A 22,283-nucleotide genomic window follows, 5' to 3' on the forward strand; every position below is an offset into this window, starting at 1 on the left:
CCTCCTTCGAATTCCATCGGCAACTATGCCGACAATTCATGTTTAATTATCGAAACATTCGGGTAGTAAATAACTAGACAACCCATCCCCACGCGGCCGTCCCTCACCCAGGGCGGCCGTATTTTTTTATGATGATTATTCTGCAAACCGTTTCATCTGATCGTAATTCATTGGACCTACACGCTTTTCTACAATTCTTCCCTGTTCATTAAGCAGATAGCTTGTCGGAAACGTATGAGCTTCAAATAGAGAAGAAACCTCCCCCTTCACATCGAGCGGAATAGAAAAAGTAAGACCGTAGTCTTGCACAAAATTTTGCACACTGTCAGTACTCGTCTCAGTTTTTGTTACGTTGACTGCCACGACCTCAATACCTTGGTTTTGATATGTCTGATAAAATTTCTGCATATCCGGCATTTCAGCACGGCATGGTGGACACCAGGTTGCCCAGAAATTAAGCAGTACCTTCTTACCGCGTAGCTGTGTTAGCTCTAGCGTCTGTCCATCCAGTGTGGTAAGGGTGAAGTTCGGAGCGATGTCTCCTTTTTTAAGACCTACCGTAGTACCTGCTTGTGTATCCTGTATCGAAGCTGATTGCCCAACCCGCTCATAGATTCCGAAGCTTATAAGCGAAAGCAGCACCGCTGCAACAGCAATGGTTTTCATACGCTCCATGCGCTCCTTAGGTGAGCGGGCTTGTTTGAATCTGTGATCCCCCCAGACAAAAAGACCAAGAAAAAATACGCTATAAGCAAGATGGATGATACGTTGCTCTCCTGTATATAGAGCCAGCAGCATTTGATAAGCGGCAACTGCTGTTGTAATACCAGCAAAAAGGCTATATGCATAAAGAATAGGCGCAATTCCTGACTTTCGTATATGACGGAAAAAATAGAACAGCACGGCAAGTACTGCTATCCATACCCCTTTTTGTCCTCCATTAAAATATAGTAAGCCAAGGGGGTTGGAGAGAAGGATTGTGGGATCGAAAAGAACATGGCTGAATTTCCAAGTAAGAATTGCGATCATGAGCGCATTTATGAATGCATCCATTATGATTTTTCGTGCTTCCCCTGTGTTTTTAAGACGGAAGTGTAGCAATAAAAAGCCGGTGCCTCCGGATAAAAAAAGAAGCAACCATGACCATTGCAACAAAAAAGGCCCAATCTGTAATGTATCCAAGCTGATCCTCCTTTTCCTTAGTGAAATCCTGCTCGCCCTCTTTTCATGTCGGGGCTATGGCTCAGTAGCCATGATGGTTTTGTATAGTAATTCGCTTTGTTATACCCTTGTCGGTATTATCAGTATATCATTCCTTTCATCATGAGCAAATTTGACTTTCTATGTAAAGTTTTATATACTATGGGAACAGTTTGAGAAACATAAACCTCCATATTGTGTGAAACCTTTTCCCTCCAAACGTGAAATTCTAATCTTTATCATGTCTCATCTCACGATTTCCACGTATAAGCTCATAGGAAAATGACGATAATGATTACTGGCTGTTATTTTATGAACGCAATTCACACTGGCACGGTCATCGGAGCCGTAAGGATGGAAGAGAGGTAGGGCTTTCGTTGTTTTGGGGTTTCAAAAATTTTAGCATGTATGTTTTGGTTTGATTGCTAACTTAACACTAATATCACTATTGAAGTTCATAATTCACATATCACTAAGAATTATTGCTTCCGTTACCAATATTCTTCGTGATATGTGAATTTTTTATTTGCTCAGTAAATAGAAGTGACATATTAAAATGATTCTGGAGGTTTTTTATATGCAAACAACAGGAACTGTTAAGTGGTTTAATGCGGAAAAGGGATTCGGATTCATCGAAGTTGCAGAAGGCAACGATGTTTTCGTTCATTTCAGCGCAATTACAGGTGATGGTTTTAAATCTTTGGATGAAGGTCAACGCGTTCAATTCACAATCGTGCAAGGAAATCGCGGCCCTCAAGCTGAAAACGTTGTAAAACTGTAATTCAATACTGAATTATACACAGAACCTGACCGTTTATATGGTCAGGTTTTTTGTTATTTATCCACATATGCTGCTTTCCTCTGTATTCTTTCGTATAAAGGATAGGATTTCTGTGAATAGTGTGAGTAAGTCTGTGGATAAACGAATGTCTGTTCTGGTTTTTCTGAGGAGAAGAGGTGGAATAAGAGTAGTATCCACATCGATTCAAGTAAAAAAAAGTATCATGCAGGATATAGAATGATCTAGTTTATCGGGGGGACGTACGTATGGAACAGCAACAATTCATTGCATCGCTTCGGACTGCTGCGATAGAGGCACAGAAGTATTCCGGTATTCCCGCTTCCCTAATCATAGCTCAGGCAATTTTGGAGTCTGGCTGGGGGCGATCTAAGCTGACAAGAGAGGCCAAAAATCTATTTGGTATTAAAGGAACGGGTCCGGCAGGTACATATCATATTGAATCAGCCGAGTATCAGCACGGGCAGCGATATATGAAGACATCCGGGTTTCGAAAGTATAATCATTTTAGTGAATCGATTCGGGATCATACCGAGCTTCTCCTAAAGCCCAGATACGCTAAAGTGGTTGGTAGGAATTGGCGTGAAGCGTGTGTGGAAGTCTGGAGGGCAGGATATGCGACAGATCCGAAATATCCAGAAAAGCTGATGAAGATCATTGAGCAATATAAGCTGTATGAGTATGATAAAGGAGTATCGTTGTTCGAAGAAATAACAGATACGCTTACACAAAGTGTGCTGTCAAAGATCGGTTTTTCATCGGGGAAGGCGAAGAAAGAAGAGAATAGGAAAGGGAGAGGTTTAGGGCAGGAGGATGCGCGCAAGATCATTCGCTATCTACAGGATGCGTGGCATGCAGCCACAACACCGGAAGAAAAGAGAGAGATCGGTCGTCTGGCGGATCAGGTACGAGTATCAGCAGGGATGAAAAAGATGAATAGTTAATAAAAAATGAATATATAAAAAGCCGACATTACAATTGATGTCGGCTTTTTATATGAGCTTATTATTCCACAACTCGGGTATTCAAAATTCTGGAATGAATATTGAGAATCTCTTCTCCATACCCTTTTCCGGGAACGGCCCATCTCCCGTTCAAATTCTGCCAATTTGGCGCAATGCCCCTTGCCACATATTTAAATCGCGGATCGACCAGCTTCTCATTCGCTGGCAGCTTGTCCTTGCTGGCATACGCATATAAATGCTGAATATGTGCGCGTACGCCCTCTTCGGGTGTTTTGAAATAGTTTCCTCTGTTCGTTTTACTATTTCCTACGGCACCGATTCCCGCATAGTTATACTGGTTGGCCTTTACGATTCCGCCAAAACGATGGTAACCGGTTTCTTTAAGCATCTGGCAAAAAGCGATATCTCCTCGTATTCCGTATGTATTCCCAATCTTTATGTACAATGCAGGCAGTTCTGCGGGAAAGAATGGATTTACAGAGCGGGCATAGGCAAGCATTTGTTCTTCTGTTGCTATGGATGCGCCGAGAATCGGCTGCTTTCCTTTCAACTGTGGAACGGATGGAGAGAGAGAAGTGTGAGTGGGTGTGATGGTTTGAGCGGCTACGCTATATTGATTAGAAGTGGTCAGAACTCCTCCTGTGTACACAAGGCCGAAAACGACAGCTGTGAATGTGATTTTTTTAAACATATTTTTTTCGTACAATACCTAGTAAAGACAAACGGTTGTACTCCTTCCTCCTTTGGCTGCTAAGAGTCTTGTATTCTACCATTTAATTAGACTCGCTTCTCTATCTTTAGTTTCACTATTATCCTATCTTTTGTTTTATATTTTTTAAAAATAGACAAAGTAGCAGCAGAATTAATCGGTTTTATTGTTGAAAATATGAAGCTGCGATAAAGTTTATAGGTCTATAAGCACTTAAAAATATGTGCTGTTATATATTTCTACATAAAGAGAAAGAGGAATGCACTTTCATTCCTCTTTCTCTTTGCTATCTTATGAACAAGTAATGGATACAGAACTATACCATGATTTTGCAAATGTCGTTGGTAAATTCGACCGGATCTTGAATTGGCAATCCTTCAATTAAAAGCGCCTGGTTATACAGTACGTTCGTGTATAGGCTTGCTTTTTCCTTATCTTTTTCAAATGCATTCTTTAATGCTGCAAATACTTCATGATGTGCATTAATTTCTAGAATTTTTTCTGCGTTGATATTTTGGCTGCCAGGCATGGCCTTTAATATTTTTTCCATTTCTATGGTGACTTCACCATCAGTGGATAAGCATACCGGATGGGTCTTTAATCTTTTCGATACGCGGACATCCTTTACCTTGCCTGATAGTATGGTTTTCATGTGCTCGAGAAGGTCCTTATTTTCACTGGCTTCTGCGTCCGCATTTTCGTTTTCTTCCATTTCAATGCCTAAATCACCGCTGGATACAGATTTGAATTCTTTATCTTTATAAGTCATGATCATTTTGATTGCGAATTCATCAATATCTTCCGTGAAATATAAAATTTCATATCCCTTCTCTGTAAGCAGCTCTGTTTGCGGTAATTTTTCAATTCGTTCATATGTTTCTCCGGACGCATAATAGATGTACTTTTGCTCTTCCGGCATTCTGGACACATACTCGTCTAGCGTTACCAACTTCTTCTCTTTGGAAGAGTAGAACAGCAGTAAGTCCTGTAATAACTCTTTATTGCTTCCATATTCGCTATACACACCGTATTTTAATTGTCTGCCGAATGAATTGTAGAATGCTTCATATTTCTCCCGCTCATCCTTTAACAGGCTTTGTAACTGGCTTTTGATTTTACTCTTAATATTCTTAGCGATTAGTTTTAACTGTCGATCGTGCTGCAGCATCTCCCTGGATATGTTAAGGGATAAATCTTCGGAATCCACCATACCCTTTACAAAGCTGAAATAGTCAGGAAGCAGATCCGAACATTTGCTCATAATGAGTACGCCGTTTGAATAGAGCTCTAACCCTTTTTCATATTCCTTTGTGTAGTAATCAAAAGGGATGTTTTCCGGGATGAATAAAATCGCATGATATCGAACCGCGCCATCCACATGAATATGAATATGCTTTAGCGGCTTGTCAAAGCCGTAGTGTTTTTCTAGGTAAAAGTTCTCGTAATCTTCAGCGGTAAGCTCGTTTTTATTCTTTCTCCAAATAGGAACCATGCTGTTGATGATTTGTTCTTCCTTATATTCTTCGAACTCTTCCTCGCTGCCTTCCTTCAGGCGCTGTCCTGTAACATCCATTTTGATTGGATAGCGAATAAAATCAGAGTATTTTTTGATGATGGCCCGCAGGCGGTACTCGTCGAGGAATTCATCATAATTCTCATCCTCGGTATTTTCCTTTATCTTCAAAATGATCTCTGTGCCAACGGTATCTTTCTCACAAGGAGTAATGGTATATCCGTCAGCTCCTGCGGATTCCCACCGGTAAGCCGTATCGCTTCGTAATGCTTTGCTGATCACAGTGACAACATCGGCTACCATAAAAGCTGAATAAAAGCCGACCCCGAATTGACCAATAATGTCATGTCCATCTTTTGCTTCATTTTCATTTTTAAATGCTAACGATCCACTTTTAGCGATTACACCAAGGTTATTTTCGAGCTCTTCCTTTGTCATGCCGATGCCGGTATCAGAAATGGTTACGATTCTATCTTCCTTATCAGCCGTCACCTTAATGTAATAGCTGTCCTTATCAAATTCCAGCGTATCATCGGTTAACGCTGTGTAATAAATTTTATCAATCGCATCGCTGGAGTTGGAAATTAACTCTCGTAGGAATATTTCTCGGTGCGAATAAATGGAGTTGATCATCATGTCCAGCAGTCTTTTAGATTCTGCCTTGAATTGTTGTTTTACCATCGTACGTTCTCCTTTCAATATAAAATGCATGAACATAGCGAGCAGAAGAGACGCTTCGGCTATGTCCTTGTGCTACATTCATAAGAAAATCTGATACATGATTAGCACTCGATTATAAGGAGTGCTAATCATTTAAATAGCATATCTATTGTTTTACGTCAATATATTTGAGAACCATTTACTTGGAATAAGGAAGAAACACGCTAGCAGCCTCTTGCATAATCAGAAAAGCAGCGCAAAAAAACAGGAGCATTTATGCCTTTCTAGATAATAAAAAAATAGCTCATCTTAAGGAACCGTACAGGCACAAGGTAGGCGGTACACTCATAGGCTGAAGATAAGGCGAAAATCATCTGGGGGTGACCGTAATGGCAGGTTTGCTGGCGGTAGTAACGATGTTTTTCAAGGATCTCATGCTGTTCGTTTCGTATATTAAGAACAACGCATTTCCACAACCATTAAGTGAAGAGGATGAGAACAAGTATTTGGAGCGGATGGCGGAGGGGGATAAGCATGCACGGAATATGCTGATTGAGCACAATCTTCGATTAGTTGCGCATATTGTTAAAAAGTTTGAGAATACCGGGGAAGACAGTGAAGATCTTATCTCCATCGGAACAATCGGACTCATTAAAGCAATCGAGAGTTATAAGAAAAACAAAGGCACCAAGCTGGCTACATATGCAGCACGTTGTATTGAAAATGAGATTTTAATGTCAATAGTGGTGCATGAAAGAAGAGCAAAATCCTGCTTGTTGAACAAAATACAACACGTGGTATAATAATAATACAATGCGGTAAACAATAAAAAAAGACCGCTCGGTGCTGGAACACCAAACGGTCGATGTACAAATAGACGGTTCCCCAAGGGAATCGGCTCAAAAGGTTTGTTTAAGAAATAGACCTCTCCTTCAGTTTCCGAGGCTCAAGGGGGTCTATTTATTTTTGTTTAGTGTCATGATAGCTACGATAACACCAACTAACGTTAGTAGCAATACACCGAAGTTAATTGCTAGGTTCAATGCTTCGTATGACACCATGAGGCTTCACCCCCTTTCGTCAGGGGATGAGCCGACCACCCTTGAGAGAGCCGTATCCAATTGTACGAGATGATTATAACATGAATATATATGATAGAAGAGAGGGTTATACACAGCCTTCTCTTTTTTATTTCGGCATTTGCAAGATTGTTATGTGAATAGTGTGGATAAACTGTGTGTAATAGGAATGTTTGTTCTGTTTTAACGATAAAAAAATTTAAGCCTATCAAGTTCAGCAATGTAGTTAGCTTCGATTCGATTATGGATATAGGCAAGCCGGTCGCAAGCATATTCATATGAGACATCGAACTTTGTTGCAAGCCGGGCCGGATGCCACTCATGCGGTTCCAATTGACACAGCATAAAGAAAGGCATCATCGCTAGATTGGTGAAACGCCTGGCGTCCATTTCGATAAAATCGCGCCATATTTTGGGCATCATACATTGGTCCCCTTCATGTTTTAAAATATGGCATAGTTCATGAAAGAATCGTTTCTTAATTTCAAATTTATTTAGATTAACTGGCATTAAGATAAAGCGTATCCCATCTTCTTCAACGCCGCGTGTCGGCCCGTAGGTAGGAAATAAGAAAATAGAAAAGGCTTTGGTCAGGTTCTGGATGCTCAAATCTTCAGGTGTTAAAATACCATTCTGTTTATATAGCTGTTCAATCCATGTTTCGGTTGGTCCCTGGTTATAGTATTCTAACATTTTGTTCTCTCCCTGATGGAAACGTATGTTTGATTTTTTGTGTAAAAAGAAGAGCCCGAGAAGGGCTTCATGTGATTATGCTGTTTGTTTATTCATCATTAATGTTTGTCTGTATTCTTGAGCTTCTGCTATTTTGGTGAATTCGACAACTCTATTATGATTTCGTTTAACAACATCTTCGATTTCTTTTAATGAAACACAGAAGTATTCTTTTCGTTCGTTTACTTTGTTAACTCGTTTATGGTGGAACGCTTTGTGTAGGGAGTTTTCCAAAGCAGGGGCATCATCGCTAAAAATCATTGCATGCACATCAAAAGTAAACGGGACGGAAGCATCACCTAGTTCTCTAACACGGTCCATTGGCTCCAATCGCCTAGTCATGCCTATTTTATAAACATTTTCACCAAATGAACCAATGTTTGAAATAATATACACATAGCCAGCTCGGGTATTCTGTTCTCGCTGATCAACGTTTTCCTTTTGTTTTTGAATAGTTGCTAATTGCTCCTCTAATTCTTTGATTTTAGCTTCTAAGTCAGATTTTTTATCATCGCTAGTATTAAGAAGCTGTTCTTGAGCCTTTGAAATTGCTTGTAGGAAGTGATTTTCTTCTTTCTGTATTTTTTCTTTTGCTTTTTCAATTTCCTTTAAAACTTTAGCTTCTTCACGCATACGTTCTTTAATCGCTTGCTGTTCTTCTTTTTCTTCCTGTTTTTTCTGTTCGTATTCATATTTTAAATAAAGTTCTACCAGTTTTAAATCTAAATAACCCCTGGTAATAGAAACTTGTTGCATATCAGTAAGTTTATTTAAGTCCTCGTATACTTTTTTGATACGTTTTTCACTGGCGTCAATATTGTTAAATTTAACCTTCATAATAATATTATCACATTCGTTATTAAAAGCCCTTAACGTTAACTTTATTGTATCTAGTATAAATTCTCGTCCCTTTTTCTTATCATTACCTATAGTCCACTCTAAAGAATGGTGCGTTGCGCTTTTTTCTTTTACCAATCGTTTTTGTTCTGTGCGAATATCGTCAAGCTTTGCTGAATAAAGTTCGGAGGATTCAAAATCATATTTTGGTTCATAAAATCCAAATGATTGCATTAGCGCCTCATCTTCTAGGACAATGACCTTTTGGTTAAGGTCAATAATCTGACTTGAAAGGTCTTGTTTTTTGTTTGTTAAGTCATCAATATAATTAATAAGTTGTTTCTTTGCGTCAATTAAATTTTCTATAGACGCAATATCCTTTAGTTCATGCAGCACGGTTTCTTTTTTTGTTGTTAAATCATTGAGTTGATGTTCTAATCGTTGTTTTGTCTCATTAAGATCGATGATAGGATGAAACTCTTTTAAGTCATTCATTAAAGATTCTTTCTTTTGGGATAACTGTTTGTATTCGTTTTCTACTTTTTCAATCTCTGCTCTCACCTTAATTAAATCGGGAATTCCACTTTCTTCCCACTGCTTCTGAGATTCATTTTTTTCTTTTGTACGCTGAACAATAAGGAAGATTGCTATAATCGGTGGAATTATTAAAATCCATAAAGCAAACAGTAGCCCTGTAACCCAGGGTGAGTGGTACCATTTTTCTTTATACATTTGTTGGGCTCCTCAATTTTTTCGCAATATAAATTCATATACTTTTACATTTATAGAAATATTTTCTGAGAACCGTAAAATAATGCCCTGCTTGTCCAATGGATAGGCAGGGTTATTGGCGTAACGACTTTTTCACCACATTCAAATCAAGTTCTGTGTCCGCAATGCGGCGGTTTACAAATCGTACACTTTCTCTTGTCTCGTCTAAAGATCGGAGAATAAGCTCATCGGCTTTGATGTTCTCGATGTGTTTACGATCAACGGAGTCCTTTAGTTCATCAAACCGTTGGTTCATCTCTGCTTTCAATTGCTTAACTTCGTTTCTGACTCCTTGCAACTCAGTAAGAATTTGCTTTAGCAATTCATTACTCATACCCAGCCACCCTTTTTGCCTTGTTTTTTCAACTTCTTAACCAAATCAAGGGCTTGTTTAGCTTCCTCGCGCATATGTTCGTGGAATGCTTTTTGTTCTTCAGGTGAAAGGTCTTCGAATCCTTCCAGACCATCGTAGAAGAAGAGGCTCATTTCTTTCTCGGATTTTTTTAGTGATGGGTCATCTGTACGTCCAAAGAGGTAATCAACAGATACTTCAAAGAAATCAGCTAGTTTTTGAAGAGTATCATAATCAGGTTGGCGCTTATCTGATTCATAACTGGAAAGTGTATTGTTTTTTACACCAATTTTTTCTGCGACGAATTTCTGAGCGTATCCATTCTTTTCGCGTAGGTACTTAAGACGTTCACCTATCGTCATTTTCGCCAACATTATCACCTCTTATTTCACCTCCTAATTTATCACATATTCACTATTAGAGAATATTTTTTCTCGAATAGAGAAATAAGCGCTTGTAATTCTCGAAACGAGAACGTATAATAAAAATATGAAGTTCACAAAACGAGAATAAAGGCGGTGAGTACATGAGTAAGGTTGTTGGGAAGATGATTAGGAAAATCCGGATTGAGAAAGGGATGACTCAAGTTCATCTTTCCAAGAAACTAGGCTATAAATCACCTTCTATTCTCAGTGAAATTGAATTAGGCAAGAAAGGTGTTGATGCAGACAAAGTACCTTTAATTGCTGAAATACTGGGTGTAGAAGTCACAGCGCTTTTTTTTGAGGAGGAAATTCTCAATTCGAGAACTAACTCAGCCTAACCCATGGAAGGAGGTGAGAGCATGAACATTGAGATGGTTGTTAAAGAAATTGTTGATTCAATCAAAAATAGCCTCGACCACCAAGCTGATGATGTGATTTTAAAGAAGAGTGTACAGTTGGCGGTCAAGAGAATTACGGCTAATCGTAAGGATTAATATCAACCTTTTTTAACGTTGTAAGCGTAATTTTAACTCCCGTCAACATACTGCGGTAACTCATGTATGCGATGAGGTTCATGAGAGCTTCTTTGTCGGTGTAACGCTCGCCAAAACTTTGCTCGACTTCTTCCATGAATTTATATGCTTCATTCTGAAATTGCGGAAATATTTCTGGATACAAATCTTCAGTAATTTTAGCAACTAGCGTATCTATATCTTTTGTGTCCACTTATTTCACCACCTTTCTTATCAAATAGGAAATCTGGATGGCTGGCGCAATGCTCTTTCTTTAGTTCTTAGGATGAACCATCTCATCCAGTAAATGTTGTACAGCTTTTATCTGGGAAGGCGTCAATTTCTTAGCTGTCTTCAAAAGCTTGTCTAACTCTGGTGGTAGAGAATCATCGTTTGCAAAGAAGGAGGCTATATTTGTTCCCAAAGCTTCTAAGATTCTGGCAAGCATGTCCACATCTGGGACAGCGCGGTTGTTTTCAAAACGGCTTATATAAGATTGTGAAACGCTAACCATGTCTGCCAGTTCGGATGTTGTTAAACCTTTGGATTTGCGTAAGGAACGGAGTTTATCACCAATTTGCATACGATCACCCTTTAGAACGTTTTGTACTAAATATTCTACTACTAGAACAGGGGAGCAAGTGTAATAAATAATAAATAGAATAAATAATCATAATTTATATTGATTTTTATGCTAAATAGTTCTAAGATATAGTCAGGAGGTGAGCTTCCAATGATTGCAACTAGAATTGCCGCCTTTCGCAAAAGTAAGAAGATGTCACAAAGCGAGTTGGGGCAATTAACGGGTCTGGATCAAACGCTTATAAGTCGCATCGAACGTAATCAACGCAAAGTTACTGCGGATGAAATCACGATGTTTGCCAAAGCCCTCGGCGTAAGCATAGCTGAGCTGCTGGATGAAGAAGAACAATCAGCCTAACCACACCGAAAGGGGGTGAGAATGTGAACATTCAAGATGCAACAAAGTTAGCACTGGAGAAAGACCTGTATATCATTCGTGAAAGTTCACCTTTTAGAAAATACAGCAAGATAAAGCCGACTGATACATCTGATTGCTGTATGGTTTACAAAACAAAATACGCAGAGCAAATGCATGGTGGAAAGCTAGCCCCAGGCAAAAGGTGGAATCCTGATGCCTCGGACTTATTAGCTGATGACTGGATTGTAACGGAATTAAACGAGTAGCGATTTGATTTCTTTGATTGCTGCGTAGCCTTTTTTAATCATCGTATTCTCTTCAACATTTGCTATACCCATTGGATTTAATGCAGTTTCAAATGCTACATCATCGGCTGATTGAATCGAAACTAAACCATCGTGTTGTAGTAGATACAACGCTTTTGAAATGAAGTCGTCCGTTTCTTCTGGATAAAGTATCTTAAATGTTTCTAACTCGAAATATTGTTTCCCGTGTTTTTTGTACTCGGAAACCATATACCTCAGTAGCTTTTCAGACAAATTAATGAGCTTCATATTTTCACCCCCTGTCTATCTGAACTGGAAGAACGCCAACTCGCCAAAGTAACCGTTCTTCCGAATACCATAATTCGACAGGAGAAAGGAAAATCCTACTAATTAAAACTAGGCCTTACTTGGAAAGGAGCAGAAACATGGCCAAACAAACCGAGCAAAGAAAGGCACCTATCGTACATTACGGGCCACGCTTTGAACAGTGCAAAAAAGAAGCAATGCGTTATCTGGCCCGGCAAATTGTTCCGGCCTATCAAGAGAAGCTGAAGAAAGGAGCCAAGGCATGAACACTGTACGCACAGCCGATGATTTTCCTACCGTTCTGGACGCGATCTACTACTGCAATACTGAACTGAATCGTATTAGCGAGATGACAGATAAAGAAGAAGCTCAGCGAGAAATGGATAAATACTGGTGCTTTCACAATACTGTCCTTGCTCGTATCGAACGCGAGGAAGGGGGTGAATCACCAGACTCTATCTTAAAACAAGCATAGCATGGAGGTTGCAACTAAACAGGGACAAAAGGGAGATGAGAACATGTCCATTGCGGACAAAATCGGACAGTACCTGGAGGAGAAAAACATATCAGCAGGTGTACTTGCCGAGCAGCTCGGTTACGAGCGTTCCACCATCATCAAGATTAAGAACGGTAAGCGGAACTGGCAGGAAGAAAATGACCCGGCACTTGCTGCGGTGGATTGGCGATTTGCAGTCGCTATTATGGCTGAACGGTCCGGTGGCTACATATCGAACCTGTTGGACTTAGACCCGGACATCGATACACATCCTTCGGCAATGAAGGAGTTGGTGCTGAAGGAAATCCGTGATCTACAAAAAGTATTGGAGGCTACTGTGGTATCAAAGAAATCTTCTTCGAATCGGCAACTGGAGGGCGAACGGCTCTGGATGGAATTAAAGGATGTAGTGGATACGGCTACCGTGAAGCTGGGTGTGATCGAGGAAGTCTACGGACTAAGCAGATCAGAGTTGCTTACGAAATATGAGAAGGAAGTACGGGAGGGAAAACGATGAACGAACAATTGGAGCGATTAGAAAAGCTGGCGGCCTGGCATCAATCTATGGCGGATGATTATAAATTCTTGGACGAGCCACATGCGATGGGGCAAGTCGAGTACCACATGGAGCAAGCACAAAAATACTGGCGTCGTTACGGCTGGCTGAAAGCAGAGATTGAAACGATGAAAGAGTGGGGCGGAGAGTTAGCGCTGTTACCGGGGAGGGTGCTGAGATGAACTGGAACATGCGGTTGCAGGAAGTGCTCGAAAGGACAGCGGGCTATGATATGAGCTTAATGGATGAGGAACAGAATGCTGCGTACCAGCATCGCTTACTACTCAATCGAATCTCGCTGGAGATGGAAGAAGCCAAGCAAGAGGCGAAGGAGTATGAGGAGCTGGCTGAGTCTTATAAGGCGGCCGGAGAAGAAAAAGGCTATCAGGCAGCCTGGTCCTATCACAAACTAAGCCTGCAACGGTATCACGAATTATCTCTTTGGTACACAAAAGAAAAAGCTGCCGAGTGCGGGAACACTCAAACAGCTTAACACCTAACAATGTACAAACAGCATAACACATGTTCGTATGAAGTGGCAAGCTTTCGGGCTTGCTGCCAGGACTGCAGGTTGCCTGTCACCCCGGGCGCTTGTGGCTCTGGCAGCACTTCCGAGAAGTGCAATACATAACAGAAGGCAGGTGAAAAAATGAATCTAACAACAAGCATTACCACTGTGATTGACACCGTTACAGACGTTTTAATGCAGCGGCAAGGCCGAGGTCTTCCTATCACAGAATGGACTGTCGAGCGGGTGCTGCGTGATGAAGTTGGCTGGGAACGGGCAGAGGAGCTGCTGGATCGGATCCTGGTTGACCCTGTGATCCGGGCGACCATCGAAGTGGACAAGCTGGACTTCTCAGAATGGAGTGGCTCTGTGGTTGGTTACTGGTTCGAGACGGAAGCGGGCGGGCAGGAGTACATGCGAGATGTCCTGTAAACGGAAAAATGACCTGCGGGAACAGGTCATTGGCAAAGCAAACACTTTTTATCAATGTACCACGAATGCACTTTGAAAATCAAATAGGGGGGATGACCATGCAAGCAAACGTACTTGCACGCACGCTGAACATGGACCGGGCAGCCTGGCTGGAGTTGCGCAATAGAGGCATCGGCGGCTCTGATGCGGCAGCCATTGCCGGTCTGAGCAAATATAAGTCTCCTGTCGCCGTCTACCTTGAAAAAACAGGGCAGATTGGGCCAGAAGAAGCCGGGGAAGCTGCTTACTTCGGAAACAGGTTAGAAGCGCTGGTAGCCGAAGAATTCACGCTGAGGACGGGGCTAAAGGTTCGCCGGAGAAACAGCCTGCTGCAGCATCCGGAACATACCTTCATGCTGGCAAACATTGACCGGGAGCTGGTCGGGCAAAAGGTAGGGTTGGAGTGTAAGACGGCTTCTGCCTACCTGAAAGACCTATGGGAAGGCGATGAGGTGCCGATGCAGTACCTGATTCAGTGCCAGCATTACATGGCCGTCACAGGCTATCAGGCTTGGTACATCGCTGTTCTTGTGGGCGGCAATACATTCATTCACAAGCGTATTGAGCGTGACGAGGAATTGATTGCGCGGTTGATCGAGATTGAAAAAGACTTCTGGGAGAATCATGTGCTGGCCGGTGTGCCACCAATGTTAGACGGATCAGAAGCATCCGGGGAACTGCTAAAGAAAATGCACCCCATGGCCGAAGAGGGAACGGAGACAGAGCTTCCTCTCGAGGCAGACGAGCTGCTTGAACAACTAATGCCTGCAAAGGAGGCAGTAAAGGCAGCGGAAGAGCGGGTGAAGGAGATTGAAAACCGACTCAAGGCGATGCTGGGTGAACATGAAACCGGACAGGCCCGGTACTATCAGGTCACCTGGAAGAACGTCAGCAGCCAGCGCATTGACTCGAAAGCACTTAAAGCCGAGCACCCGGATATTTACGAAAAGTTTGCAAAGCAATCACATTCCCGGCGCTTCAGTGTGAAGCGATTAGGTTAGGAGGACACGAAGCATGGCAACCAATAAAGACGCAAAGAATGCATTAGCACAGCGTAGTCAAAATGCGGCAGCTAAGAAGCCTTTAACACCGGAACAAACCGTTGCAGCCTATCTGGAAAAAATGAAACCTGAATTTGATAAGGCGCTTCCAGCACATATGAATGCAGATCGCCTGGCTCGGGTTGCGCTGACGACCATCCGAACCACACCGAAGCTGATGGAGTGCAGCATTCCATCCCTTATGGGAGCGATTGTACAGGCAGCACAGCTTGGCCTGGAGCCGGGCCTGATCGGTCACTGCTACATCATCCCGTATGGAAAGGAAGCACAGTTCATCATCGGCTATAAAGGCATGATTGACCTGGCACGCCGGTCCGGCAACATCGAGAGCATTTATTCCCACGCGGTATATGAGGCTGATGAATTTGACTATGAGCTGGGGTTACATCCGAAGCTCTACCATAAACCAGCCACGGGACGCCGGGGAGCTATGACCTATGTATATGCTGTGGCCCATTTCAAAGATGGGGGTTACCAGTTTGAAGTGATGGACATGGAAGAAATTGAACGGCGCCGCGCACGCTCCAAGGCCAACAAAAATGGTCCGTGGGTGACCGATTATGAGGAAATGGCAAAGAAAACAGTGATTCGTCATATGTGGAAGTACCTGCCGATCAGCATTGAGATTCAGCAGAAGGCGGCCTGGGACGAAACGGTGCGTAAGAACATCACCAGCGAGCCAAAAAGCGTCTATGCTGACGCGATTGAGGCGGAGGGTGTTGTAGCCGAGGATATCCCGATGGCTGAGTCTGCACCGGCAGAGAAGCAGTCAGGGACAGATCAAAAAGGCACGGATAAGGAACTGGAAGACGCCATGAACATGGAATTTAAATAACAAAACACGGGGCGCTACGGCGCCCCTCTATCAAACGTTAAGGGGGAACAATCTATGAAATCGGGGAAGAGGCCGACACGCAAACAAAAGCTGGCGATACAAACTGCACGATTGAACCCGGCGAACTGGCTTGTCACCAAGAATCTGCCGGATACGCTTCACTTGGTACACAGGGAAACGGGCCGGGAACGGATCATATCGGCATAGGGGCTGAGCGATTTATGCTCTGAGTGATAAAAATAACCAGACTCTATATTTTTAGAGTCTGGCTAAGAATTACTTTAATCTTAAATTTTTTATAAAATCGGCAACTTGTTGCTTCTCGCTTTCTGTTAAGTCGTTGTCACTATCTATAAACACCGAGATATTGTCATCTGTTTCTGTATCAGGGATGTATTCCAAAATATCTTCAACGCGACAGTTGAGAGCACGGCATAAAGCATTTAGATTCGCAAAACTAATTTCTTTTGCTTCTTCATGGTATAAAGCTCCTATTGTGTTCGGTCGAATTTTTGTTAGTTCTGATAAGTTTTTTTGAGTCATCTTATTAGCGCCTAACAGTTGAGATAACTTTATACGAATCACCCTATCAACCTCCGAAAATAACTTTGATAGTAGTTATTATAGCACAAATAGTTTTTAAATAACTAAAAAAGTTATAAATTAACTTTACTTTATCTCTTTTCGTTATTATAATAACGCTAACAGTTATTTTGGGGGGTGGTAATGATGAATTGCTTTGAAAGGTTGATTGAACTGGCGGAGTTGGAAGGTATAGCGGTTTGCATGGACCATAGATTCCCTGATGGTTTTATTGTATTCGATAATACAGATGTATATATCGCGTTAAAGGCCGGAATGGAAATGGGGCGAACTGAGTTTATTTTGGGACACGAACTCGGGCATTACTTTTTAGAACATAATTTTCGTAAAACAAAAGCTGATAAGGCGTTCGAGGTAAGGGGTTCTTCTGTTTTTGCAAATGAAAATTTTGAAGCTGAAGCTAATTTGTTTTCAAAAATGATTATCCAGATTGGTCGATGTAGAGATATCACAAAAGAAGATGTAGAGACCATAAAAGAAAGCATTTTAAGAAACATACATCTTCACTAGTTGTGTGTTGGATAGGTATAGATTGTTTTAGTTAATGAAAATTTTATAAATGTAATGGGGAGGGATCTACCTTGGATAAGCAAGTTATTTCAAGTTTGTTAGATGTGGCTTATCGCTTAAATAAAAAAGAAAAATCGTTAGAAACTGTACTTGATACCGATTTGAACTTTTTGTGCGAAGAAGTCTCAAGCATTTTCAAAGCGATTTTAAAAAATGTTGGTATACCTGATGAAAATAGTCACGAATTGACTGAAAAGTATCAAAAAGAAAATCCTCATATGGATCGCCATGAAATTCACCTTAATGTCATGGGTGATGAGACATTATTTGTTCATGACGAATTCGATGATGAGTTTTTTAACTTTTTAAATGATGAGATGAGCAAGGATGAACTTATAGAAAGTATCGGAAGTTGGGTTGAGATGTACGCCGTTGAGAAGAACGCGGAAGAGTAGGGGTTGGAACACCATGACAAAACCACCAATCAAAGGCGGATATATCTTGCTTTCCAGAAAAATGATTGAAAGTGAAATATGGGAGAAGCCACCCTTGTTCTTAAAAGTTTGGATCTACCTTCTTTCCAAAGCGCAGCATGGAAACTATAAAAATCTCAAACGAGGGCAGTTGGTTACATCCATTCCTGAGATTATCGAGGCGTGCAGTTGGAAGGTTGGATATCGAACAGAACGGCCAACCAAGGATCAAATTTTCAAAATTTTAAACTGGCTACGAAGCGCAAGCGAAAGCAACGACGAAAGCAACGTGGGGCAACCAATGATAACAACAACGAAAGCAACGCACGGTATGCTCGTAAACATAGAGAATTACTGCTTTTATCAGACATCGAGCAACTACGAAAGCAACGCCGAAGACGATGACGAAGACCCCGCGAAAGCACCACGAAAGCAACGACAGGCCGACAATATAAACAAGAATTATAAAGAATTACAAGAACTTAATAATACTACTCCTACTCCTCCTACACATGCGCACGCAAAAGAAAATCCGATTGCTGTGTATGAGCAGGAGATTGGGAGATTTACAGACACCATTCGAGACAAAATGATCGACTGGTTAGATAACGGCTACTTTGACGAACCGGAAGCCATTATGATTGCAGCCATTCAGGAGGCTGCTGTTTATGAAAAGCGATCCTGGGCCTATCTGGAGAGAATTCTTCAGGAGTGCCTGAATAAAAACATACGCACTGTAGAGCAGTTCCAGCAGAAGAAGGCCGAAGCGGCTGCGGAGAAAGAAAAAAAGCTGGTTCGATTACCGAAGGAGGAGCGAGATGAAAAGCGTCAGAGACCTTCTCAACCGTCCCAATATGAATATCCCTACTGAAGCCCTGGAAGCCTTCCGACGGCAGCGTGAGGCTGAAGAGAGGGCGATGGTTCAGCAGATTCTGCAGGAGAACGCTGCAGCACGCCGGGCGAAGCTGCAAAAGGTGTTTGATACGAACAGCCTGATTCCGAAAAAGCTGCTGCCAGCCACTTTTGAAAACTACCAACCCGGAAACGAGAGCCAGGCGCTCGCAAAGCAAAAGGGAATGGAGTATGCCGATCACTTTGACACTGAGGAATCCCGTAATTTGCTCATGACAGGGCCGTATGGTGTGGGGAAGTCACACATTGCCGTATCGATCCAAAAACGTCTCATGCATCTTGGCTTCTCCTGCATCTACATTTCGACACCGAAGTTGCTCACCAAGATCCGGGACACGTACAACCGAGATAGCGAGCATAACGAATTGGAGTTGCTGGAGATGATCGAACAGGTAGATTGCCTGGTGCTTGATGATATCGGGGCAGAGAACGGCACGGACTGGACGGCCTCAAAGGTGTTCGAAGTCGTGGAAAGTCGGTTGGGAAAACACACAATTTACACAACAAACCTCAGCGGTCGGCAGCTTGAAAAACAAATTGGCGAACGCAACATGTCACGCTTATCGCAAGATACAGAGTGGCTGAAAGTGGTCGGAGAAGACTACCGGCGCCGGGAATTGAGGAGGGCAGGCCAATGAGTGACATGAATGCTTATCCTATCCCGGCAGACATCGACATGGAGGAAGAAGTCGTCGTCAGCATGCTGATGGAAAAAGACGTGATTGCTGAGACGGCAGAGATGCTGAAGCCGGAGCACTTTTACAACCCGAAATTCAAAAAGCTCTATCAGGGCATCTTGGAGCGCTGGGAAGAAAACATCGACTCGGTGAACCTAGTGGATATGGTCCCGTTTCTTGAACAGTTGGACATCACCATCGAGCGAATCAGTGAGGTGGCCGTATCGATTCCGTCCTACTACGACAATCGGCGGCGTGCGGATCGACTGATTCGTCTGGCAGACATGCGACAGGCCATGAAGATCGGTCACCAGCTTATTACGGCCGGCCACCAGTGGCACACGATGGACCGAGAGGCAATGGAGAAGGTTATTGCCGATGCCGGCGAAGCACTTGGAAAGATCGGGGAGAACGAAGTCAAGAAAACGATGCGCTCCGTGCATGACATTCTGATGGAGTACACCGACAAAGTGGAACGAACGCTCTGGGACAACGGTGAAGAGAATGAGCAGCTGGCGCCGGGACTGCTATCTGACCTGGAGGATTTGGACAAGCTGACGAACGGCTACCAGGCACCGGAACTTATCATCGTGGCAGCACGGCCATCGATCGGCAAGACGGCCTACATGAACCAACAGATTCTCAATATTTCGCAGCTATATCCGGACAAGGGGGCCATTGGCATCTTCTCGCTGGAAATGTCTTCTGAGGCGCTTGTACAGCGCATGTTAAGCAACTTGGGGAACCTTTCAGGACTCGGCACCCGAAAGCTGAACGATGAGGAATACAGCAAATTTACGATGGCTGTCGGACTTCTGGCGAACCGAAACATTGCGATTGATGACGAGGCCGGCCAGACGGTAGCCAAGATTAAGGCAAAAGCGCGGCGGCTGCAGAAGGAAAAGGGTTTGGCGACCATCTTTATCGACTACCTGCAGTTCATCGAGCCACCGGCAAAAGGCATGAGCCGGGCCGATGCAGTCAGCGCCAACACCAAGGCACTGAAGAACATGGCAAAGGAGCTGGGAGTGCCAGTGGTTGCCCTGGCCCAGGTCGGCCGGCAGGTAGAGCAGCGCGCCGATAAGCGCCCGATGATGAGTGACCTTCGGGAGTCTGGCGAAATTGAGCAGACAGCCGACAAGATCATGTTTCTCTACCGGGATGATTACTACGACCGGGAGAGCGAGAAGCGGAATATTCTCGAAGTGATTCTGGCAAAGAACCGGGACGGCGCGACCGGGCTGGTGGAGTTAGCTTTCCTGCGGGAGTACGGCAAGATTCTCAATTTGGAGGTGCAGACAAGTGCAGCTGAACAGATGGCATGTGTTTGAGCATTTGAAGCGGGTATATATGGCAACCGGTCAGGAAATGACAATCGGTGAAGTGAAAGCAGCATTTAAAAACAGCGTAACGCAAGAGGAAATTGAGGAAGGCATTGCAGAGTTCTGCAGCGTGGTCCACTCGATGCCCTTGCCTCAAGGACAGAGGGTGTCATGAAGCACGCCGTTGTCATTCCGGAGAGAGCGAAGGTGCGGCACATCGTTGTAAGCCTGGAGAGCTTGCTTGGGCAGTTGAACAAAGCGGAGCAGTTGGACTTAAGAATTACCGGACTTCGGATCAACGGACAAGCGAGGGCCATCGAAGTCGAAACGGAGGAGATGCCGGATGAAAAGCTTTTATGATCGTGGACGCGGCCGGACGTTAGTGCCCAGGGAACGGTTTGAGAGGAATGAGCCCGGAAAGGTGATCAGCTACCAGCTTTCCGAAGCGGAGCTGGCAAAGTACAGGGCGCTGCCAAAGGCTGAAGGAAAGGCGCCTATGACAATGCCAAGACGGAGGAAGAAAGCATGACAAGGACGCCGATTATTTGGTTTGGGGGAAAGCAGACGCTGGCCCAGGACATTATCAGTCTAATGCCTCCCCATACCTGCTATGTGGAACCGTTTGGCGGCGGTGCATCGGTAATAGCGGCCAAGGCACCGGTTAACTGCGATATATATAACGATATTGACGGGGATGTAGTAAATTTTCTTCTGCAGCTTCGAAAGGATCCGGACCGGATACAGCAAGCGGTAAGCACACTGCCATACTCACGCCAGCTATTTGAGGAATGGAAATGGGGCAAAAAGCCTCGGAGCAAGTTTGAACGAGCTGTGCGGTGGTTTTACCTCAATCGATCAGCTATTCCTGGCGGAAATAATCATAAAACCGGTTGGAAGCACTCAGGGGTAAAAAATCCAGCTCGCGGTTTTCGCACAGCATGCGGATTACTGGCATCATTTGCCGAACGAATGGCTGCTGTTCAAATTGAATGCTTAGATTTTCGAGACATCATCACGAAATATGATTCACCGGATACCTTGTTTTATATCGATCCCCCATATCATGGCAACGAGAACCGGTATAAGGGCAAGTTCAAGGAAAAAGATCATCGCGATTTAGCAGATATGCTCAGGAATATTCAAGGCAAGGCAATTGTTTCTTATTACAGCACTCCACTTATCGAAGGGCTATACCATGATTGGGATCGCATAGAGATTAGCGCGCATAAATTCTCCCGGCCACAGGCCAGAGGGGTAGAACGGCCGGTGGCTACAGAGATCCTGTTCAAGAATTACGATTACGGTCAGATGACGCTATGGGAAGCAGGAGGACAAGCATGATTGAGTTTACGATCTACGGAGAGCCGGTGGCACAGGGACGGCCCCGGGCGACCACCATTGCAGGTCGGGCCCGGCTGTATGATCCGGCCAAGTCCCGGAACTACAAAGAGTACATCAGATTGGCAGCAGCTGACCATGCACCGTCTGTTCTTCTGGTGGGACCGTTGCTGCTCAAGATAAGCATTTATCGGTCCATACCAAAGAGCTTCAGCAAAAAGAAAACGGTACAGGCCGAGGCAAGGGAAATTCGACCAACCAGCAAGCCAGATGTAGACAACTATGTGAAAGGCATCAAGGACGCGCTGAACAAAGTGATCTGGAAGGATGACAGCCAGATCGTCAGCATTGTAGCCGAGAAATTCTACAGCCAGAAGCCACGCATCGAAGTAAAAGTTCAAGCAATGGAAGAGCAAATACAACAGTTATCAATCATCTAAAACCGAGGGGAGAAA

36 protein-coding genes and 1 pseudogene are annotated in these 22,283 nt (G+C 43.4%); 25 read left to right on the forward strand and 12 right to left on the reverse strand.

What is annotated here, in order from left to right; genetic code table 11:
* Positions 1–135: 135 nt before the first annotated feature.
* Positions 136–1,182, reverse strand: a complete 1,047-nt coding sequence (locus AB3351_RS12805) for a redoxin domain-containing protein (RefSeq protein ID WP_371147529.1) — start codon at positions 1,180–1,182, stop codon at positions 136–138.
* Between the two features lie 595 nt (positions 1,183–1,777).
* Here AB3351_RS12805 and AB3351_RS12810 point away from each other — a divergent pair.
* Together AB3351_RS12810 and AB3351_RS12815 are read left to right on the forward strand one after the other, a co-directional pair.
* The gene (locus tag AB3351_RS12810) at positions 1,778–1,981 is read left to right on the forward strand and encodes a cold shock domain-containing protein (RefSeq protein WP_371147530.1); all 204 of its coding nucleotides are present in this window, start codon (positions 1,778–1,780) and stop codon (positions 1,979–1,981) included.
* Positions 1,982–2,247: 266 nt separating this feature from the next.
* On the forward strand, positions 2,248–2,943 hold the full coding sequence (locus tag AB3351_RS12815; protein WP_371147531.1) for a glycoside hydrolase family 73 protein: 696 nt from the start codon (positions 2,248–2,250) through the stop codon (positions 2,941–2,943).
* 61 nt (positions 2,944–3,004) lie between these two features.
* Here the strand turns inward: AB3351_RS12815 and AB3351_RS12820 are convergent, their stop codons facing one another.
* Both AB3351_RS12820 and htpG read right to left on the reverse strand, forming a co-directional pair.
* The gene (locus AB3351_RS12820) at positions 3,005–3,655 is read right to left on the reverse strand and encodes a glucosaminidase domain-containing protein (protein WP_371147532.1); all 651 of its coding nucleotides are present in this window, start codon (positions 3,653–3,655) and stop codon (positions 3,005–3,007) included.
* Between the two features lie 334 nt (positions 3,656–3,989).
* Complete coding sequence (gene htpG / locus AB3351_RS12825) at positions 3,990–5,867, reverse strand: molecular chaperone HtpG (protein WP_371147533.1); 1,878 nt, start codon at positions 5,865–5,867, stop codon at positions 3,990–3,992.
* Positions 5,868–6,235: 368 nt separating this feature from the next.
* Between htpG and AB3351_RS12830 the strand changes: the two are divergent.
* Positions 6,236–6,628 (forward strand): annotated as a pseudogene (locus AB3351_RS12830) (sigma-70 family RNA polymerase sigma factor); the annotation flags it as partial.
* Between the two features lie 174 nt (positions 6,629–6,802).
* Here the strand turns inward: AB3351_RS12830 and AB3351_RS12835 are convergent.
* From AB3351_RS12835 to AB3351_RS12855, 5 genes are all read right to left on the reverse strand, one after another.
* Positions 6,803–6,907, reverse strand: coding sequence for a putative holin-like toxin (locus AB3351_RS12835; RefSeq protein ID WP_371147534.1), 105 nt, complete (start codon positions 6,905–6,907; stop codon positions 6,803–6,805).
* Positions 6,908–7,108: 201 nt separating this feature from the next.
* Positions 7,109–7,618, reverse strand: a complete 510-nt coding sequence (locus tag AB3351_RS12840; protein WP_371147535.1) for an ImmA/IrrE family metallo-endopeptidase — start codon at positions 7,616–7,618, stop codon at positions 7,109–7,111.
* 75 nt (positions 7,619–7,693) lie between these two features.
* A complete protein-coding gene (locus tag AB3351_RS12845) occupies positions 7,694–9,226 on the reverse strand; it encodes a DUF4041 domain-containing protein (protein WP_371147536.1) in 1,533 nt (510 codons plus the stop codon).
* Between the two features lie 112 nt (positions 9,227–9,338).
* Complete coding sequence (locus tag AB3351_RS12850; protein WP_371147537.1) at positions 9,339–9,599, reverse strand: hypothetical protein; 261 nt, start codon at positions 9,597–9,599, stop codon at positions 9,339–9,341.
* Positions 9,596–9,991, reverse strand: coding sequence for a helix-turn-helix domain-containing protein (locus AB3351_RS12855; RefSeq protein ID WP_371147538.1), 396 nt, complete (start codon positions 9,989–9,991; stop codon positions 9,596–9,598). The genes AB3351_RS12850 and AB3351_RS12855 overlap by 4 nt, the downstream gene beginning before the upstream one ends.
* A 152-nt stretch (positions 9,992–10,143) precedes the next feature.
* On the opposite strand from AB3351_RS12855, the gene AB3351_RS12860 reads away from it, so the two are divergent.
* Positions 10,144–10,380 carry a helix-turn-helix domain-containing protein gene (locus AB3351_RS12860; protein ID WP_371147539.1) on the forward strand — a complete coding sequence of 79 codons (237 nt, stop codon included), beginning with the start codon at positions 10,144–10,146 and terminating at the stop codon, positions 10,378–10,380.
* Positions 10,381–10,401: 21 nt separating this feature from the next.
* Entirely contained in the window at positions 10,402–10,536 is a 135-nt protein-coding gene (locus AB3351_RS12865; RefSeq protein ID WP_371147540.1) for a hypothetical protein, read from the forward strand.
* Here the strand turns inward: AB3351_RS12865 and AB3351_RS12870 are convergent.
* Positions 10,520–10,768, reverse strand: a complete 249-nt coding sequence (locus tag AB3351_RS12870; protein ID WP_371147541.1) for a hypothetical protein — start codon at positions 10,766–10,768, stop codon at positions 10,520–10,522. The two genes, AB3351_RS12865 and AB3351_RS12870, sit on opposite strands and share 17 nt — an antisense overlap.
* A gap of 60 nt (positions 10,769–10,828) precedes the next feature.
* Positions 10,829–11,137: a helix-turn-helix domain-containing protein gene (locus AB3351_RS12875; protein WP_371147542.1), complete on the reverse strand. Its 309-nt coding sequence runs from the start codon at positions 11,135–11,137 to the stop codon at positions 10,829–10,831.
* Positions 11,138–11,287: 150 nt separating this feature from the next.
* Here AB3351_RS12875 and AB3351_RS12880 point away from each other — a divergent pair, with 150 nt between their 5' ends.
* Positions 11,288–11,494 (forward strand): helix-turn-helix domain-containing protein, encoded by a 207-nt coding sequence (locus AB3351_RS12880; protein WP_371147543.1) that lies wholly within the window; start codon positions 11,288–11,290, stop codon positions 11,492–11,494.
* A 23-nt stretch (positions 11,495–11,517) separates the two neighbouring features.
* The gene (locus tag AB3351_RS12885) at positions 11,518–11,760 is read left to right on the forward strand and encodes a Thoeris anti-defense Tad2 family protein (protein ID WP_327881225.1); all 243 of its coding nucleotides are present in this window, start codon (positions 11,518–11,520) and stop codon (positions 11,758–11,760) included.
* Here AB3351_RS12885 and AB3351_RS12890 read toward each other — a convergent pair.
* Positions 11,749–12,048: a lactate permease gene (locus tag AB3351_RS12890; RefSeq protein WP_371147544.1), complete on the reverse strand. Its 300-nt coding sequence runs from the start codon at positions 12,046–12,048 to the stop codon at positions 11,749–11,751. The two genes, AB3351_RS12885 and AB3351_RS12890, sit on opposite strands and share 12 nt — an antisense overlap.
* 137 nt (positions 12,049–12,185) lie before the next feature.
* Between AB3351_RS12890 and AB3351_RS12895 the strand changes: the two genes are divergently transcribed.
* The 9 genes from AB3351_RS12895 (at position 12,186) to AB3351_RS12935 (ending at position 16,200) form a co-directional block, all read left to right on the forward strand.
* Entirely contained in the window at positions 12,186–12,332 is a 147-nt protein-coding gene (locus AB3351_RS12895) for a hypothetical protein (protein WP_371147545.1), read from the forward strand.
* Complete coding sequence (locus AB3351_RS12900; RefSeq protein WP_371147546.1) at positions 12,329–12,541, forward strand: hypothetical protein; 213 nt, start codon at positions 12,329–12,331, stop codon at positions 12,539–12,541. Before AB3351_RS12895 ends, AB3351_RS12900 begins: the two co-directional genes overlap by 4 nt.
* Before the next feature lie 43 nt (positions 12,542–12,584).
* Positions 12,585–13,079: a hypothetical protein gene (locus AB3351_RS12905; RefSeq protein ID WP_371147547.1), complete on the forward strand. Its 495-nt coding sequence runs from the start codon at positions 12,585–12,587 to the stop codon at positions 13,077–13,079.
* Positions 13,076–13,300, forward strand: a complete 225-nt coding sequence (locus AB3351_RS12910; RefSeq protein ID WP_371147548.1) for a hypothetical protein — start codon at positions 13,076–13,078, stop codon at positions 13,298–13,300. The genes AB3351_RS12905 and AB3351_RS12910 overlap by 4 nt, the downstream gene beginning before the upstream one ends.
* On the forward strand, positions 13,297–13,611 hold the full coding sequence (locus AB3351_RS12915; RefSeq protein ID WP_371147549.1) for a hypothetical protein: 315 nt from the start codon (positions 13,297–13,299) through the stop codon (positions 13,609–13,611). The genes AB3351_RS12910 and AB3351_RS12915 overlap by 4 nt, the downstream gene beginning before the upstream one ends.
* Before the next feature lie 156 nt (positions 13,612–13,767).
* Positions 13,768–14,058 (forward strand): hypothetical protein, encoded by a 291-nt coding sequence (locus tag AB3351_RS12920; RefSeq protein WP_371147550.1) that lies wholly within the window; start codon positions 13,768–13,770, stop codon positions 14,056–14,058.
* A 98-nt stretch (positions 14,059–14,156) separates the two neighbouring features.
* Positions 14,157–15,098 (forward strand): YqaJ viral recombinase family nuclease, encoded by a 942-nt coding sequence (locus tag AB3351_RS12925; protein WP_371147551.1) that lies wholly within the window; start codon positions 14,157–14,159, stop codon positions 15,096–15,098.
* 13 nt (positions 15,099–15,111) lie between these two features.
* Positions 15,112–15,993, forward strand: a complete 882-nt coding sequence (gene recT / locus AB3351_RS12930) for a recombination protein RecT (RefSeq protein ID WP_371147552.1) — start codon at positions 15,112–15,114, stop codon at positions 15,991–15,993.
* A 54-nt stretch (positions 15,994–16,047) separates the two neighbouring features.
* A complete protein-coding gene (locus AB3351_RS12935; protein ID WP_371147553.1) occupies positions 16,048–16,200 on the forward strand; it encodes a DUF6906 family protein in 153 nt (50 codons plus the stop codon).
* Positions 16,201–16,269: 69 nt separating this feature from the next.
* Here AB3351_RS12935 and AB3351_RS12940 read toward each other — a convergent pair whose 3' ends face one another.
* Positions 16,270–16,578: a helix-turn-helix domain-containing protein gene (locus tag AB3351_RS12940; RefSeq protein ID WP_371147554.1), complete on the reverse strand. Its 309-nt coding sequence runs from the start codon at positions 16,576–16,578 to the stop codon at positions 16,270–16,272.
* A gap of 141 nt (positions 16,579–16,719) precedes the next feature.
* On the opposite strand from AB3351_RS12940, the gene AB3351_RS12945 reads away from it, so the two are divergent.
* The 9 genes from AB3351_RS12945 (at position 16,720) to AB3351_RS12985 (ending at position 22,268) form a co-directional block, all read left to right on the forward strand.
* Positions 16,720–17,106 carry a hypothetical protein gene (locus AB3351_RS12945; RefSeq protein ID WP_371147555.1) on the forward strand — a complete coding sequence of 129 codons (387 nt, stop codon included), beginning with the start codon at positions 16,720–16,722 and terminating at the stop codon, positions 17,104–17,106.
* A gap of 71 nt (positions 17,107–17,177) precedes the next feature.
* Positions 17,178–17,561 carry a hypothetical protein gene (locus AB3351_RS12950; RefSeq protein WP_371147556.1) on the forward strand — a complete coding sequence of 128 codons (384 nt, stop codon included), beginning with the start codon at positions 17,178–17,180 and terminating at the stop codon, positions 17,559–17,561.
* A gap of 13 nt (positions 17,562–17,574) precedes the next feature.
* A complete protein-coding gene (locus AB3351_RS12955) occupies positions 17,575–18,450 on the forward strand; it encodes a DnaD domain-containing protein (protein WP_371147557.1) in 876 nt (291 codons plus the stop codon).
* The gene (locus AB3351_RS12960) at positions 18,434–19,129 is read left to right on the forward strand and encodes an ATP-binding protein (RefSeq protein WP_371147740.1); all 696 of its coding nucleotides are present in this window, start codon (positions 18,434–18,436) and stop codon (positions 19,127–19,129) included. Before AB3351_RS12955 ends, AB3351_RS12960 begins: the two co-directional genes overlap by 17 nt.
* The gene (locus AB3351_RS12965) at positions 19,126–20,499 is read left to right on the forward strand and encodes a replicative DNA helicase (RefSeq protein WP_371147558.1); all 1,374 of its coding nucleotides are present in this window, start codon (positions 19,126–19,128) and stop codon (positions 20,497–20,499) included. The genes AB3351_RS12960 and AB3351_RS12965 overlap by 4 nt, the downstream gene beginning before the upstream one ends.
* Positions 20,471–20,665, forward strand: a complete 195-nt coding sequence (locus tag AB3351_RS12970; protein ID WP_371147559.1) for a hypothetical protein — start codon at positions 20,471–20,473, stop codon at positions 20,663–20,665. The genes AB3351_RS12965 and AB3351_RS12970 overlap by 29 nt, the downstream gene beginning before the upstream one ends.
* The gene (locus AB3351_RS12975) at positions 20,662–20,850 is read left to right on the forward strand and encodes a hypothetical protein (protein ID WP_206247240.1); all 189 of its coding nucleotides are present in this window, start codon (positions 20,662–20,664) and stop codon (positions 20,848–20,850) included. The genes AB3351_RS12970 and AB3351_RS12975 overlap by 4 nt, the downstream gene beginning before the upstream one ends.
* 165 nt (positions 20,851–21,015) lie before the next feature.
* Positions 21,016–21,831 (forward strand): DNA adenine methylase, encoded by an 816-nt coding sequence (locus AB3351_RS12980; RefSeq protein WP_371147560.1) that lies wholly within the window; start codon positions 21,016–21,018, stop codon positions 21,829–21,831.
* Complete coding sequence (locus AB3351_RS12985; RefSeq protein ID WP_371147741.1) at positions 21,828–22,268, forward strand: RusA family crossover junction endodeoxyribonuclease; 441 nt, start codon at positions 21,828–21,830, stop codon at positions 22,266–22,268. The genes AB3351_RS12980 and AB3351_RS12985 overlap by 4 nt, the downstream gene beginning before the upstream one ends.
* Positions 22,269–22,283: the final 15 nt, after the last annotated feature.

Origin of the sequence: Aneurinibacillus sp. REN35 (assembly GCF_041379945.2) — a bacterium.
GTDB lineage: Bacteria > Bacillota > Bacilli > Aneurinibacillales > Aneurinibacillaceae > Aneurinibacillus.